This is a genomic window from Prauserella sp. PE36 (assembly GCF_003311655.1).
Classification (GTDB): domain Bacteria; phylum Actinomycetota; class Actinomycetes; order Mycobacteriales; family Pseudonocardiaceae; genus Prauserella_A; species Prauserella_A endophytica.
The window spans coordinates 44,101-58,332 of record NZ_QEQT01000065.1; the positions used below are offsets into that span (position 1 = coordinate 44,101).

15 protein-coding genes are annotated in these 14,232 nt (G+C 68.7%); 6 read left to right on the forward strand and 9 right to left on the reverse strand.

What is annotated here, in order from left to right:
- Positions 1–68: 68 nt before the first annotated feature.
- From DI005_RS18210 to DI005_RS18225, 4 genes are read right to left on the reverse strand one after another with little or no spacing between them, the layout of a single operon-like run.
- Positions 69–1,286: a PLP-dependent aspartate aminotransferase family protein gene (locus tag DI005_RS18210; protein ID WP_199542956.1), complete on the reverse strand. Its 1,218-nt coding sequence runs from the start codon at positions 1,284–1,286 to the stop codon at positions 69–71.
- Positions 1,286–2,449 (reverse strand): cysteine desulfurase family protein, encoded by a 1,164-nt coding sequence (locus tag DI005_RS18215; RefSeq protein WP_091675163.1) that lies wholly within the window; start codon positions 2,447–2,449, stop codon positions 1,286–1,288. Before DI005_RS18215 ends, DI005_RS18210 begins: the two co-directional genes overlap by 1 nt.
- Positions 2,446–3,750 carry an MFS transporter gene (locus DI005_RS18220; protein ID WP_091675164.1) on the reverse strand — a complete coding sequence of 435 codons (1,305 nt, stop codon included), beginning with the start codon at positions 3,748–3,750 and terminating at the stop codon, positions 2,446–2,448. The genes DI005_RS18215 and DI005_RS18220 overlap by 4 nt, the downstream gene beginning before the upstream one ends.
- The gene (locus tag DI005_RS18225) at positions 3,747–5,105 is read right to left on the reverse strand and encodes a rhodanese-like domain-containing protein (RefSeq protein WP_091675165.1); all 1,359 of its coding nucleotides are present in this window, start codon (positions 5,103–5,105) and stop codon (positions 3,747–3,749) included. The genes DI005_RS18220 and DI005_RS18225 overlap by 4 nt, the downstream gene beginning before the upstream one ends.
- An 82-nt stretch (positions 5,106–5,187) precedes the next feature.
- Here DI005_RS18225 and DI005_RS18230 point away from each other — a divergent pair, with 82 nt between their 5' ends.
- Both DI005_RS18230 and DI005_RS18235 read left to right on the forward strand, forming a co-directional pair.
- Positions 5,188–5,841, forward strand: coding sequence for a metalloregulator ArsR/SmtB family transcription factor (locus DI005_RS18230; RefSeq protein ID WP_091675166.1), 654 nt, complete (start codon positions 5,188–5,190; stop codon positions 5,839–5,841).
- Between the two features lie 58 nt (positions 5,842–5,899).
- Complete coding sequence (locus tag DI005_RS18235) at positions 5,900–6,148, forward strand: hypothetical protein (protein ID WP_091675167.1); 249 nt, start codon at positions 5,900–5,902, stop codon at positions 6,146–6,148.
- Here the strand turns inward: DI005_RS18235 and DI005_RS18240 are convergent.
- The 3 genes from DI005_RS18240 to DI005_RS18250 all read right to left on the reverse strand — a co-directional run bounded on the left by DI005_RS18240 (position 6,145) and on the right by DI005_RS18250 (position 8,791).
- Complete coding sequence (locus DI005_RS18240) at positions 6,145–6,783, reverse strand: class I SAM-dependent methyltransferase (protein WP_091675168.1); 639 nt, start codon at positions 6,781–6,783, stop codon at positions 6,145–6,147. The two genes, DI005_RS18235 and DI005_RS18240, sit on opposite strands and share 4 nt — an antisense overlap.
- Positions 6,776–7,507: a TetR/AcrR family transcriptional regulator gene (locus DI005_RS18245; protein ID WP_091675169.1), complete on the reverse strand. Its 732-nt coding sequence runs from the start codon at positions 7,505–7,507 to the stop codon at positions 6,776–6,778. The genes DI005_RS18240 and DI005_RS18245 overlap by 8 nt, the downstream gene beginning before the upstream one ends.
- A gap of 108 nt (positions 7,508–7,615) precedes the next feature.
- Entirely contained in the window at positions 7,616–8,791 is a 1,176-nt protein-coding gene (locus tag DI005_RS18250; RefSeq protein ID WP_091675324.1) for a cytochrome P450, read from the reverse strand.
- Positions 8,792–8,943: 152 nt separating this feature from the next.
- Between DI005_RS18250 and DI005_RS18255 the strand changes: the two genes are divergently transcribed.
- The gene (locus DI005_RS18255) at positions 8,944–9,540 is read left to right on the forward strand and encodes a TetR/AcrR family transcriptional regulator (protein ID WP_233520186.1); all 597 of its coding nucleotides are present in this window, start codon (positions 8,944–8,946) and stop codon (positions 9,538–9,540) included.
- On the opposite strand, the gene DI005_RS18260 is transcribed toward DI005_RS18255, so the two are convergent.
- Positions 9,521–10,105: an NYN domain-containing protein gene (locus DI005_RS18260; protein ID WP_199542958.1), complete on the reverse strand. Its 585-nt coding sequence runs from the start codon at positions 10,103–10,105 to the stop codon at positions 9,521–9,523. The genes DI005_RS18255 and DI005_RS18260 overlap by 20 nt on opposite strands.
- 201 nt (positions 10,106–10,306) lie before the next feature.
- Between DI005_RS18260 and DI005_RS18265 the strand changes: the two genes are divergently transcribed.
- Complete coding sequence (locus DI005_RS18265; protein WP_113642917.1) at positions 10,307–10,951, forward strand: HAD family hydrolase; 645 nt, start codon at positions 10,307–10,309, stop codon at positions 10,949–10,951.
- 11 nt (positions 10,952–10,962) lie between these two features.
- Here DI005_RS18265 and DI005_RS18270 read toward each other — a convergent pair whose 3' ends face one another.
- A complete protein-coding gene (locus tag DI005_RS18270; protein ID WP_091675172.1) occupies positions 10,963–12,261 on the reverse strand; it encodes a helix-turn-helix transcriptional regulator in 1,299 nt (432 codons plus the stop codon).
- Positions 12,262–12,655: 394 nt separating this feature from the next.
- Here DI005_RS18270 and DI005_RS18275 point away from each other — a divergent pair, with 394 nt between their 5' ends.
- Both DI005_RS18275 and DI005_RS18280 read left to right on the forward strand, forming a co-directional pair.
- Positions 12,656–13,969 (forward strand): hypothetical protein, encoded by a 1,314-nt coding sequence (locus tag DI005_RS18275; protein ID WP_147263861.1) that lies wholly within the window; start codon positions 12,656–12,658, stop codon positions 13,967–13,969.
- Positions 13,970–13,971: 2 nt separating this feature from the next.
- Positions 13,972–14,220 (forward strand): hypothetical protein, encoded by a 249-nt coding sequence (locus DI005_RS18280; RefSeq protein ID WP_091675174.1) that lies wholly within the window; start codon positions 13,972–13,974, stop codon positions 14,218–14,220.
- The last annotated feature ends 12 nt before the right edge of the window (positions 14,221–14,232 follow it).

The window sequence follows — 14,232 nt, forward strand, 5'->3', positions numbered from 1 at the left end:
ACCAATGACCACCGCAGCGGCCACATTGGTCAGGACTGGCCGACCGACCAACGATGGGACGGCCTCGATCAGACTGTGCGGGTCGGGAGCGTCAGCGCTTGGTCCAGATCCGCGATGAGGTCGTCGGCGTCTTCGAGCCCGATGGAGAGGCGGACCATACTGTCGGCGATGCCGCGACGGGCTCGGTCGGCGGGGTCGAGGCCGTGGTGGGTGGTGGTGATGGGTTGCGTGACAAGGCTTTCCGCGCCGCCGAGGCTGGCGGCGATGCTGAACACTCGGAGCCGGTCGACTACAGCCGCGGTGGCGTTGGCGTCGCCGTCGACGAGGAAGCTGAGCATGCCGCCGTGGCCGCGCATCTGGGTTTTGACGATGGTCGCTTGGTCGCCGGTGGCCAGGCCGGGGTAGTTGACCTTGGTCACGCGGGGATGCTCGGCCAGGTATTCGGCGACGGCGGTGGCGGCGGTGTTCTGGGCACGGACCCGGACGACGAGGGTGCGGATGCTGCGGGCGAGCAGTGATGCGATCTCGGGGGCGATGACTTGGCCGAGGTTCTTGCGCCACGCGGCGATCGGGGCGAGCAGTTCGGCGGGGCCAGCGACGGCTCCGGCGGTGAGGTCGCTGTGGCCGCCGAGGTATTTGGTCGCGGAGTGGATGACCAGGTCGGCGCCGTGGTGCAGCGGGTTCTGGTTGACCGGGGTGGCAAAGGTGTTGTCCACCACGACCAGGGCCCCGGCTTTGTGCGCCTGGGCGGTGATCGCGGCGATGTCGAAGATGTCGAGGTTGGGGTTGGACGGGGTTTCGAAGAACACGATCCGGGTGCGGTCGGTGAGCACGTCGGGTAGCTGATTGGCTTCGCCGGCGGTGAGGAAGGTGGTCTCGATTCCGAGCCGGGGCAGGTTCTCGCCGAGTAGTTCGAAGGTGCCGCCGTAGACGTCGCCCAGGCACACGATGTGCTCGCCGGTCTTGATGTGGGACAGGAAGGTCGCGGCTTCGGCGGCCATGCCGGATCCGAACGCGAGCGCGGACTGGGTGTCTTCGAGGTCGGCGAGTTTGCGTTCCAGGGAGCGGATGGTGGGGTTGAGGCCGTAGCGGGTGTAGAGGTTGCCCTCGCGTCGGCCTTCGACGACGTCGAGCAGGTCGGCGGTGGAGTCGAAGGCAAAGGTGGAGTGCCCGTAGAGCGGCGGGTGGATGGCGCCTTGCGGGTCGCGGACGTCTCCGGCGTGCACACACCGGGTGGACAAGCCGGGTCGCTGTTCGGGCGTGGTGTTCACCTTCGGGTCGCTCATCAATCCCTGCTTCCTGTCGTGGTTGTGATCAGCTCGGTGGCGCGGTCGATGTCGGCGGGGGTGCTCCAGCGACCGAGGGACAGCCGCAACGCGGACAGGCTCCGTTCGGCGTCGAGGCCCATCGCGGTCAGTACAGGTGAGGGCTGGTGGTCACCGGCGTGGCACGCGGAGCCGGTCGACGCGGCGATCCCCGGTGTCGCGGCGAGCAGGCTGTGCCCGGTCACCCCGAGGATGCTGATGTTGAGCGTGTTCGGCAGCCGCGCCGCCGCGGGCCCGTTGAGTTCCACCCGGCCGGGCAGTCGCGCGGCGAGCTGGTCGTGGAGCCGGTCGCGCAGGGTCTGGATGCGCTCGTGGCCTCCTGCTGCAAGGTCGGCGGCGGCGAGGTCGGCGGCGGTGCCCAGTGCGACGGCGAGGGCGACGTTTTCGGTGCCGGCGCGCAGGCCGTGTTCCTGTCCGCCGCCGTACACCAAGGGCTCCAGTGCCAGGCCGGGTCGCGTGTAGAGGGCGGCGATGCCTTTGGGGGCATACATTTTGTGCCCGACCACGGTGAGCAGGTCCACGTCGAGGGCGGTCACGTCGAGCGGGATCTTCCCGACGGTTTGGGCGGCGTCGCAGTGGAACACCGCGCCGTGCTCGTGGGTGATGCGGGCCAGTTCGTCGATCGGTTGCAGGGCACCGGTTTCGTTGTTGGCGGCCATGATCGACACCAGCACGGTGCGGCCGGTGAATGCGGCGGCCAGCGCGGCCGGGTCGACGCGCCCGTCGGTGTCGACGGGCAGGTAGGTCACCTCGGCGCCGTGCCAGCGTTGCAACGCCTGGCACGCTTGCAGGACAGCGGGGTGCTCGGTGGTCTGGGTGATCACGTGCGGCCGGTCGGTTCCGGCGGCCAAGACCACACCGCGGATGGCGAGGTTGTCGGCCTCGGAACCGGAGCCGGTGAACACGATTCGTCCGCCTGGCGCGCCGATCAGGGCGGCGACCTGGTCGCGGGCGTGCTCCAGTGCGGCGCGGGGCGTGGTGCCGTAGCGGTGGTCGCTGGAGGGGTTGCCGAATTCGCCGGTCAAATACGGCAGCGTCGCCTCGACGACTGTGGGATCGACGGGCGTGGTGGCGTTGTAGTCGAGGTAGATCGGGTCCTCGGCTAGTCCACTAGGGATGGTCACGGCGTGTCTTTCTCCTGTAGTGGAACGGGTTCGGCGCGCTGGTCGCGCGGGTGTGTCTCGTACATGCGTGCCGCGACGATCAGGCCGGAGGCGGCGGTGATCGCGGCGACCACCCACACCGCGGCGCGGATGCCCCAGAGGTCGGCGACGATCCCGGACAGCAGGGCGCCGACGGCGAACCCGCCGTCGCGCCAGAGCCGGTAGACCCCGACCGCGCGGGCACGCCAGGCCGGATGGGCGACATCGCCGATGGTGGCCAGCAACGTCGGATAGACCATCGCGGTACCCGCGCCCAGCAGCACCGCGGCCACCGCCCAGAGGGTGAACGTGTCGGCCAGCGCGATGAGGCCGAGCGCCGCAGCTTGGACGAGCATGCCGGTGGTGATGAGGTGTTTGCGGCCCCACCGGTCCGACAGCGGACCGGTGACGAGTTGCCCCAGGCCCCACACCGCGGGGTAGAGCGCGGCCAGGATCCCGATCCGGGCGACCGACAGCCCGGCCGCGGTGAACAGGATCGGGAGCAGTCCCCAGGCGAGGCCGTCGTTGAGGTTGTTGACCATCCCGGCCTGGCTGGCCGCGGACAGGGCGGGTTCGCGCACGCTGGTGTGGGCGAAGACCTGCTTGTTGGTCAGTTCGGAGTGCAGGTGGTCGTGCCGGCCGTCGGCGCGGGTGGTGTGCTGGGCGGCTTCCACGCGGGCGTGCTCGCGGGTCTCACGGACCACGAGCACGGACAGCCCGAGGCCGAGCGCGACGTAGGACAGGCCGAGCAGGAACGGCGCGGGCCGCAACCCGTAGCGGGCGGCGAGGTAGCCGGTGGCCACGGCGGTAACCGCGACCGCGAGGTATCCGGCGGCTTCGTTCAGACCCATCGCCAGGCCGCGGCGGGACGGGCCGGCGAGGTCGATCTTCATGATCACGGTGGTGGACCAGGTCAGTCCCTGGTTGATCCCGAGCAGCACGTTCGCCGCGACGACCCAGCCCCACGAGGGCGCCCAGATCAGCATGAGCGGCACCGGGATCGCGATCAGCCATCCAGCGACGAGCACCGGTTTGCGGCCGAACCGGTCCGACCAGGTGCCCGCGAAGTAGTTGGTGGCGGCTTTGGTGGCGCCGAAGGCCAGCACGTAGGTCAGCAGGAACGTGTAGCCGGTCAGGTGAAAGGTCTGCTCGGCCAGCGGGGACAGCACGGTGCGTTCCTGCCCGAGCACGCCGCCAACCAGCGCGTTGACGGCGACGAGCAAGCTGAACTGGGCGAGGTTGGCGCGGATCCCCAGCCGCGGGCTTCCGATGGCGCGGCTCATGTTCCGGTCTCCAGCCGGTGGCCGGTGGCCGTGGCCCAGTCGTCGGGGCCGCCGGTGAGCACGGCGAGGTCGCGGTGGCCGGCGCGTTCGAGCAGGCTGGCCGCGCCCATCGCGCGTTCGCCGTGTCCGCACATCACGACCAGCGGTTCGCCGGGCACGTCCTGCGCGCGGTCGGCGAGCTCGCCCAGTTCGACGTGCTGGGCGCCGGGCAGGTGCCCGGCGGCGAACTCGGGGGTCTGCCGGATGTCGAGGACCGACGTGTCGACCTGGTCGGGTCGCACGAGTCGAGTGCTGGTGGTGGGGTGCTCGGCGGCGGTCCAGGCGTCCAGGCCGCCGGTGAGTTCTCCGGCGAGGTTGCCGTAGCCGATCTTCGTGGCCTGCCACGCGATCTCCGCCGGGTCCTGATCGGACCGGCGCACGATGATCAGCGGCTGGTCGTGCGGTGCCAGCCACCCCAGCCAGGACGCGAACACCGGCCGCAGCGGGATCGACACCGCACCCGGTATGTGGGCGGCAGCGAAGTCGGCGACCGGCCGCACGTCGACCGCCACCGCGCCCTGCGCCAGCAGCGCCCGCACCTCGGCGACGCTGAGCGGCGCGAGCGCCGGTGGCTGGTCGAGCACGGCGGGGCCGCGACGGTTGATCTCGCCCAGACGGTGAAAGTAGGGCGGGAAGCTGCCCAGCGAGCCGAGCAGCGCGGTGACGAAGGCGTCCTCGTCGGCGGCGCGCAGCAGCGGGTTGGTGGTCTTCTCCCGGCCGATGGTGCTGGTGCGTTCCGAGCCCGGCGGAGCGGAGCAGAACGACCCGGCACCGTGGGTGGGCCACACCGCCACGTCGTCCGGGAGTTCGGCCAGCCGCCGCAACGAGGCGTACTGGGCGCGGGCCAGCGCCTCGGTCTGCTCGGGTGAGACCAGATCGGTCCGGGCCGCCGACCCCACCAGCAGGGAACCACCGGTGAACACCCCGACCGGCTTGTCGCCGTCCAGCAGCAGGAACGACAGATGCTCATGAGTGTGGCCCGGCGTGCCCAATGCACGCAGCCGCAACCCGCCGAGGTCGACCTCGTCACTGTCGCGCAGCCCGCTGTGGGTGAACTCGCGATGCCCGGCGGCCGAGGCGAGCACCTGTGTGCCCTCGGTCGCGGATAGCTGGCGGGCGCCGGAGAGGAAGTCCGCGTGCAGATGGGTGTCGGCGGCAAACGCCACCGTCAACCCGCGGCGTCGGGCGAGGCGCGAAGACTCCCGCAGGTCGAGGCTGACGTCGACCACCATTGCCCGGCCATCGCCGAGGTCGAGCAGGTAGGCGGAATTGCCCAGTCCCTCGTCGACGAGCGGGACGATGTCGACTGTGCTCACCTGGCACCTCCGTGGCTTCGCGGGCGGGTTGGGTTCCCGCATGAGTTCTGTTCTACACTATTCCAAGGATGATTGGAGAACCATGGGTGATCGAGGCGCGAAGACGGCGTTGTTCGAGCAGTTCGCCCGCGTGGGCAAGGCGCTGGGCAGCGGCAAACGGCTGGAGTTGCTGGACCTGCTGGCACAGGGTGAGCGCACGGTCGAGTCGCTGGCACGGGCCGCCGAACTCGGGCTGACCACGGCCTCGGCGCACCTGCAGACCCTCAAGCAGGCCAACTTGGTGACGACCCGCCGTGACGGCACCAAGATCTACTACCGGCTCGCCGGGGATGACGTCGCCGCGCTGTACGCGCTCGTCCAGGCCGTGGCCGTCGAGCACCTCGCCGACGTGGAGGCCGCACGCGCCACCTATCTCGGGCCAGAGACCGAGGAGGTCACCCGCGAGGAGCTGCTGCGACGGGTGCGTTCCGGCGGCGCCACCGTGATCGACGTGCGTCCGCGCGAGGAATACGCCGCCGGGCACATCCCCGGCGCGGTGTCGATTCCGCTGGAAGACCTCGCCGAGCGCTTGGCTGAACTTCCCCTCGATCAGGAGATCGTCGCCTACTGCCGCGGCGCCTACTGCGTGTTCGCCCACGACGCGGTCCGCCTGCTCATCGCCGCCGGTCGCCCGGCTCGCCGGTTGGCCGACGGCATGCTCGAATGGCGCTTGGCTGACCTACCGGTGGCAACCTGACCAAGATTTTCGGGCGCGGTGTCGAATCGGGCGTGTCGGTCGTCTCCTGGGCAAGGAGGTGTTGAGGCGGCTGCCTCGCGCCATCGCCCTTGCACGCTACGTGGCCGGTTCTGAGGCCGCACGGAATGAACTGTCCACATCGGATGGTGCGCTAGACCATTGTCACCGCTATCACGCCACCCGCGCCGAGCCGCTGCGCGAGCTCGACCACTTCGAGCAGGCCCAGGCCGTCGAGCGCCGCGCGCTGGAACTAACCGCCCGCCCGATCAAGCAATCCCTGCTGCGGCAACCCATTCTCGACAGCTAGCTACCCTCTGCTGCTGGTTTGACGGCCGCGACCCGCTCCACCATGCCGGCCTTGAGCCGCTCCTGTCGTTGGATGATCAACCCGGCCTCCTCGACCAGCGGCAGCGGGCGACGGGTTTGGTAGTCGCCCAGCATCCGCACGGTCAACTTCTCCAGCAACCACTGTCCGAAATGGATCACCCGGTGGTGGCTGCCGACGTGGTCGAGCAGCAGCAGCGTCCCGTTGGGACGCAGGACCCGGTACATCTCGATGATCGCCGCCCGCTCGTCCGGGAAACCGCACAACCCGAGAGTGCACACCACGGTGTCGAACGAGGCGTCCGGGAACGGCAACGCCTGCGCGTCGCCCTCGCGCAGGTCGATCTCGCGGCCCAGTTCGGCTGCGCGAGTGTGGGCGAGCTTCAGCATGGCGGGGCTGAAGTCGATCCCGGTCAACCGGACCGCGTCCGGGTAGAACGCCAGGTTCAGGCCGGTTCCCACCGCCACGTCCAGCACCTCGCCGTGGGCCTGCGAGCACACCCACTCCCGGCCGCCACCGAACTGCACCCGCTCGAAGAACCCGATATCGCGGTCATACCGCGGCGCGTACTTGTCCCACTTCTCCCGCAACCGGTCAACGCTCATTGCCTTACCCATCGCCTTGTCCCTTCGTTGATACCAGTCCGTGGGTGAGCAGCCCGGCCAGCGTGGCGGCCACGACCTCCGGCGGCGGTAGCTCGCGATCATCTGGATCAACACGGGCGGGGTCCCAGTGCAGGTGCACCGCCCACAACACGCAGGTCTCCAAGATCGTCCGCGCCACAACAGGCGCTGGCCCCGGCAGACGCAGTGCTCGGCTGGCCGCACGGCGCGTCAGATAGTCGGTCAGCACGGCGACCTGTCCCGCCCGGCCAACCCCGAACCACACCTCGCCGAGATCCGGCAACTCCGGCGCACACCGGTCGACCAGCTTGATACTCACCCGATGCCGCGCCAGCCGCCGATACAGATCGATGACGATCTCGGTGAGTTCCTCGGCGACCGGCACCCGCCGAGGCCCGGCCAACGCCTTCACCAGCCGCAGCTCGGTCACCTCGCCGCGGAGCCGATCGGCCACCAGCGTCGCCACTTCGCCCGCCACCGGGGTCGGCACCGGCAACTCGGCCAACTCGGGTAGCGGTTCTACATCGTCGGCGTAGCGCACCGCGGCGGCCAGCAACGCGGACTTGCTCTCCACGTACCCGTACACGGTGCCCTTCGCCACCCCCAACCGGTCCGCGACATCCTGCATCTGCGTGCGTTGGAATCCCTGCGCGATGAACGTCTCGGCCGCGGCCGAGACCAGGCGCGGGAAGAACTCCGCCGACCGAACCCTGGGCATGCGGCAACGATAACTGACCGACCCAGTCAGTCAAAGCTCGAATCGATATCGGTCGAAGCTGCTTCGGCCTGGATAGATTGTCCAGTCGGATGGCGTGCTGTCATGCGGTCACCACTGCACTGGGAGTGCGGTCAGACCGCCGGTCAGCACGTCGCGCCGCATGGTCAATTCCTCCACGCCGACGGCCAGCCGCAACGTCGGGAACCGTGCAGCGAGTTGGGTGAACACCGCTTGTAGCTCGATGCGGGCCAGTGGCGCGCCGATGCAGTAGCGGGCGCCGTGCCCGAAGGTGAGGTGCGCGGCGGACGAGCGGGTGATGTCGACCTGGTCGGGGTCAGCGAAGACGGCCGGGTCGTGGTTGGCCGCGCCGTTGTCCAGCAGCACCAACTCGCCTGCCTGGATGATCACGCCGTCGATCTCCAGGTTGGTCCGGGCGTAGCGGGGAATCCCACCGCCACCCTTGCCTGGTGCCCGCAGCATCTCCTCGACCGCGTTCGGAACCAGGGTCGGGTCGTTCACCAGGTTCTGCCACTGGTCGGGGTTGGCCAGTAACGCCAGTGCACCCAGAGCGATCTGGACCACCGTGGTTTCGTGTCCGGCGAACAGCAACGCCATGGACATGCCAGCGGCCTCGACGTCGGAGACACCTTCGGTCGCGCACAGTCGGGAGATGACGTCGTCGCCGGGATCGGTCCGCTTGCGGGCGACCAGCTTCTGGCCGTACGCGAACAGCTCGCCCAATCCCTGTTCCGAGCGGGCGCGATCGCGGATGTTGGCGGCGTCGTTGGTCCAGGCGCGGAACTGGTCACGGTCCTCGTAGGGCACGCCGAGCAGTTCGCAGATCACCAGGATCGGCAGCGGCACCGCCACCGCGGCGTGCAGGTCCGCGGGAGGCCCCTGCTCGGCCAACTCGTCCGACAACCGTGCGGTCAGGGCCTCGACCCTGGGGCGCAGGGCACGTAGGTGCTTGGGCGAGAAGTGGGGCTGCAGCAGCGACCGCATCCGGGCGTGGTCGCTCTTCTCGGTGACGAAGTTGCCCAGCGGTCCGCCGAACAACGCCGACTCCCCGGTTCGCGCCGCGGTCTCCGGTGCCGGATGGGCGCGTCCCAGCCGGTCGTCGTCCAGCAGCCGCCGTACCTGCGCATGACCGGTGACCAGCCATGCCTCATCACCCGTCGCGGTGCGAACCCGGTGAACCGGACCCTGGGACTGCAACTCCCGCAGTTGGGGCGCGACCCGCAACGGATCTACCTGCTCGAACGGCAACTGAACCGGGGCGCTCATCGCGACCTCCATCATTACACACCACTTGTACAAGCCGACTTCAACAACGTACTTATATAGTCTGCCTTTAACAAGAGGAGGTTGATGCGATGGCAGCCGCCCGACAATCCACGCAGCCCGCGTCGGAAAGTCAGTCCGAGCGTGTCCGGCGCATGCCCCGCGCACAGCGGCGCGAGCAACTCCTCGACGCGGCCACCCGCGCGTTCGCCCGCACCGGGTTCACCGCCACTGGCCTCGACGACATCGCAGCGGAGGCCGGTGTCACGCACGTGATCCTCTACCGACACTTCGCGTCGAAGAACGACCTGTACCGGGCGGTGCTGGACCGCGCCTGCACCCGGCTCGGGACCGCCGTCGGGATTGAGAACTACGACGAGGGCAGCATTCCCGCGCTGCTGCGTGCCGCCGTGGCCGACCCGGACGGGTTCCGGCTGCTGTTCCGCCATGCGGTCAGGGAGCCGGAGTTCCGCGACGTGATCGACCGGATCCGGTTGGCCTCGACCGAGATCGCCCACCGCCACCTCGCCGACGCGATCCCGGACGGCTCCTGGCAGGACTGGGCAGCCCGACTGATCCCCACCCTCACCCTCGAAGCTGTCATCGTCTGGCTCGACACCGGCCAACCCGATCCCGACGACGCCGCCAACCGCATCGAGTACGCCATCCACGGCGTGATCCAAGCCGCTCAGACCGGTTATGCACGAACGAGCGACGCCGACCAGAGAACGGTCAACACGGACAACTGTTAGTCCGGAGAAAGAGTTTGTACTCCGAGCACACCGCGACCAGCCGTGCGCTCGCCGCGGTCTCTGCTCCGACGCCGATGACGTGCTTGCCGAACTCCCGCAGCTTGGAAACGAGCGGAGAGAAGTCTGAATCACCGCTGACCAGCACGAACGCTTCGACAGACGGATGGATGATCAGCGTCTCCATCGCGTCGACGGTCATGCGGATGTCGGCGCCGTTCTTGCGCGACGGACCGTGCCCGATCTGGACAAGGTCGACGCCATCGCGTTCGAGCGCCTGCTGGTAGCGGCCGAAGCGCTGGTCGGCCCAGTCCGCATAGGCGCGACGGATCGTGGTCGAGCCGTATGCGCGACACAGCCACGTGAGTGCCTTCGCCGGTACCGGCTCGGCTCGGTCCGGCAGGCTCGCGCTCGCGCCGAGCACCAGGTTCTCGAAGTCGATCAGGAGCGCGACTTGCTCACCTCGGGAGCCGATCTCCCGGCTCCACGGACTCCGGCGGGCTTCGGCCGCGCGCACCATCCGCACCGCCTCGCTCTCGGCGAGCTCGGCGGACTCGTCGGTCGTCACGACGGCCGCCCGGCGCCGGGCGTGGTCCATGAGATCGGTCTTGTCGTCGCGCTGAGCGGAAGTTCGGCGGTGTCGTCCACGGCGGTCATCCTGCCGGGTCTTGCTCTGTCGGGTCGTTGATCATCCGCTGGATGAACAGGTTGTCCCCGATGGTGTGAGGCATCCAACCGACGAGCGAGACCGTTCTGATCTCATGGAGGCATGGTCAGCGCGGTGGTGTTCGACGTGGGTGAAACTCTGCTGGACGATTCACGCGAGTGGCGTGCGTGGGCTGACTGGGTGGGGGTATCGCCGCATACATTCTCGACCGTGCTCGGCGCTGTTACGTCGGCGGGCCGAGACAACGCCGAGACGTTCGAGTATTTCCGCCCTGGCTTTGACCTGGCTCGTGAGCGCCAGTTGCGGGAGGAGGCCGGGTGCGGGGAACAGATCGACGAGAGCGATCTGTACCCGGACGTGCGGCCGAGCCTGGCGGCTCTCCGCGCTGGAGGCTTGTGGGTGGGCGTCGCTGGCAATCAGACTCCGGGGGCCGCCCAGCTGTTGCGGGCATTGGGCCTGCCCGTGGACTACGTCGGTACGTCGGGCGAGTGGGGCGTGGCGAAGCCGGATCCCGCCTTCTTCGAGCGGGTGGTCGACGTCGCGCCCGGTCGGGCTGATCAGATCGTGTACGTCGGTGATCACCGTGACAACGACGTTCTGCCTGCGAAGGCGGCTGGTCTTCGTGTCGCGTTGATCCGGCGTGGCCCGTGGGGATATCTCTGGGCCGACGACCCCGTGGTCAGGGAGAACGCCGATTGGGTGATCGACTCGCTCGCGGAGCTGCCCGCCCTTCTTCTTGATCGGTAGCCCAATAGTCGTCAACGTGCGCGAGCCCAGGTAGCCAGCTCCAACAGGCGGTCGTCGGGGGAGCCGTGGGTGCGCAGCAGCGCCGACAGCGTCTGCCGAACCTGGGGATGTTCGCGGACGTGTTGCGGGGCAACCCGGCGGGCGGCTTCCAGACCGAGGTAGGCGTCTTGGTGGTGGCCGAGGCGAAGCTGGGCGCGGGCCAGGTCGATGTAGTAGTGCGAGCGCCGTTCGGCGGGGAGACGGTCGGGTGGGTGCCAGGCTGCCGCCCGCTCCACCGCCGCCGGGCTGTCGCCCAGTTCGACGGCGACGGCGAGTTCGTGGATGCGGACCGACGCCGGTCCGAAGGCCGTGCCGAAGTAGACGCCTTCAGGCACCTGGCGGGCGGCTCGATGAGCCTCACCGAGGTGATCCCACGCGGCGTCGGGCTTGCCAGCGCGGCCGGCGACGACGGCGGCTCGCATGTGCAAGGCGCCGTAGGCCGCGGCGGAGGACGCCGAAGCGCCGAGGTCAGCCGACAGATCGTCCGCGGCGGCCATCAACAGCCGCGAGGCCGACGTCAGGTCGCCTGTGGCGAAGAAGGTCTCGGTGCGCACGTAGGCGACAGCGGCCACCAGCAGCGGGTCCTCGGCCGCCAGGGCGGACACGCGCATCAGGTCGATGATGCGGGCGGACAGGTCGAGGTAGCCGAACTTGTAAGCCACGCCATCGGCCGCTCGGAATGCGAGGGTCAGCAGCGTGGCGGCGTCGCGCACCCAGTGACCGCCATCGGCGTGTGTCCGTGCAAGCTCGGAGATCAGGTTGGGCAGACGCCACGCCATCTCGACATAGCGTGCTTGCAGACGGTGCTCGATCATTCCTGCGACCTCGGCCGCGAGTTCGGCGAAGGACCGCGTCGGTCCGTCCTCGGGCAGATCGATGCTGTCGAGCGCCCGCCGCAGCCGTGGGATGGCGGCGTGCACCGCGTCATCACCGGAGAACGTGTCGACCAACTTTGACCGGCCGAGCTCACGGTCAGCGTGAGGCAGGAATGAAGGACCGGGTGTGAAGAATGGCTCGTGGTTGGGGCTTTCGAGCGCGACCGATGTGTTCGAGCGCCGTTTCGTTCGCCGGAGTAGGTCGTCGAGATGATCTAGGCTGATATTCAACGCTGTGGCAAGGTCGGGACGTTGCCACGGTTGGGGAGATTGGACACCGCGTTCCCAGCGGCCGACGGTGGTTCGGTCCACGCCCAGCTTGTCGGCGAAGGTCTCTTGCGTGTAGCCAGCGGCGTGGCGGCAGTCGGCCAACGGGCTTGACGGTTGGGTTGCCATCTCCTCACCCCCTGGTGTGCCGTTGTCACGCTACCCGGCGCGGTTGGTGCAGCTCACGAGGGTCAACGCCGCATCAGCGCCTCATCGTCGCCCCACGTGCGCTCTGGTAGCCGACCGTAGCGGGCGATCTACTGGCGTTCGACAACACCGACACGGCAGCGGAACTGGGGAGCCACGATTCCTGCCCGTTCATATTCGGCAACTGTTCTCCCGGAAATGACTCACTCCTTGGCAACGTCGCGCAACAAGAACGTCGTGGTGAAAGCGGGATCACCATGAGCAGCACCAGGACGTACCGCAAAGACCAATCCCGTAGGGCGGCCCCTGCGCGCCTCGCTGTCGATGTAGCCGGAGCACATCAGTGACCGACCCTGGGCACCGCAACGACCTCGGCGTGAGCTACGACGACCTCGACGCCGACAACGCGCGGCTGTACCGGCTGCTGGCCGTGCACCCCGGCGCCGAGTTCACCGCCGCCCCGCTCGCCGCAGCCCTCGCCCTGCCGGTCGCCCAGGTCGAAAACGGGCTGGCCCGGCTGGCGGATGCCCACCTCGTCACCGCGGTGGCCGCCGCCCGCTACCGTCAGCACGACTTGCCGCGCGAGCACGCCCAGGTACTGGCCGAGCAACATGACGACGCGAATGTGCGCCGGGCCGCGCTGCGCAGCATGATCGAGTGGTATCTGCGACGCACCGCCGCCGCCGACATCGCGATCAACCCCCGCTCCCGGCGGTTCAGCCCGGTGTACGAACAGTTGGACACCGAGCCGTTCGCCAGCGTCGAACATGCTCTGAACTGGTTCACCCTCGAACGGCCGAACGTGCTTGCCTCCCAATATCTCGCCGGACAGCAGGGCTGGGACGGGCTGGTGTTCCAGCTCGCCGAGGTCGTCTGGAATCCATTGCGCCCCAGCTACTTCGCCGATGACCTAGTCCAGACGCAACAACTTGGCATCGTCTCCGCCCAGCGCTGTAAGCACATCCTCGAAGCGGTCTTCCTCGCCCGGCTGGGGTTCGGCGAATCCAACCGCTCCCACCACGACGCGGCGATCACTGCCTGCACCACGGCGATCGAGCGAGCAACAGCATTCGGCGACAGCTGGGTACAAGCGGCAGCCCTGTCCACCCGCGCTCGCGCTTTCACCGCCGCCGGGCAACCACGTACCGCGCTGCAGGATCTCGGCAGCGCGCTGCTCCTCGACGAGCAACGCGGCGACCGCCGCAGCATCGCCTTGCGGCATCGGCGAATCGGCCAGGCATACGCCCACCCCGAGATCGCCGATTTCCCCCAAGCCACCTGGCACCTGCGTGAAGCCGCCGAATTGATGGAGGCCCTGGGCGATGAGTCGGGCCACGCCCGAGTGATCACTTACCTTGCCGAGGTCCACGTTGCGGCCCGACAGTCGGACGCCGCCTTGTTCACCCTGCGCCGGATCGAGAACGCCTTGGCGTCCTGTGGATCGTCGCGCTACCGAGGTCACGCCTCCACCGTCATGGGTCGGGCGCACGCCCAGCTCGGCAACGTCGCGGAGGCGGAGCACTGCTACAGCAACGCACTGGGTCTCTTTGCCGACGCGGGACCGGGTGCGGCAACCGATCGCGAAGCAGTGCTGAAGCTCCGCGAGGAACTCGGAGACCCGGTGACGCGAAAGTCGCAGGTGGACACCAGCAACGTCGAAAACGAGAACATGGAAGGAAACACGAAATAGCGATGACCCCAATTCTGGCAATCCTGTACGTCGGCGCGGCCGTGGGCATCGGCGCAGTTGTCTGGGGCCACACTCGCGGCACCTGGTCTGCCGGAAAGCTCAGCTCCCACGTGGCCCGATGCGTGCTGCTGACGGTCGTTGCCGGGGCAGTGTGGCCAGCGGCCGTGCTCGTCGCCGTGGCCTATCAATTCCCGGCGGACCGCGCCGTCGACCGCCTCGTCTTCGGCCGCACCACGAACGGAAATGCCTGACTTGGAAGGCCG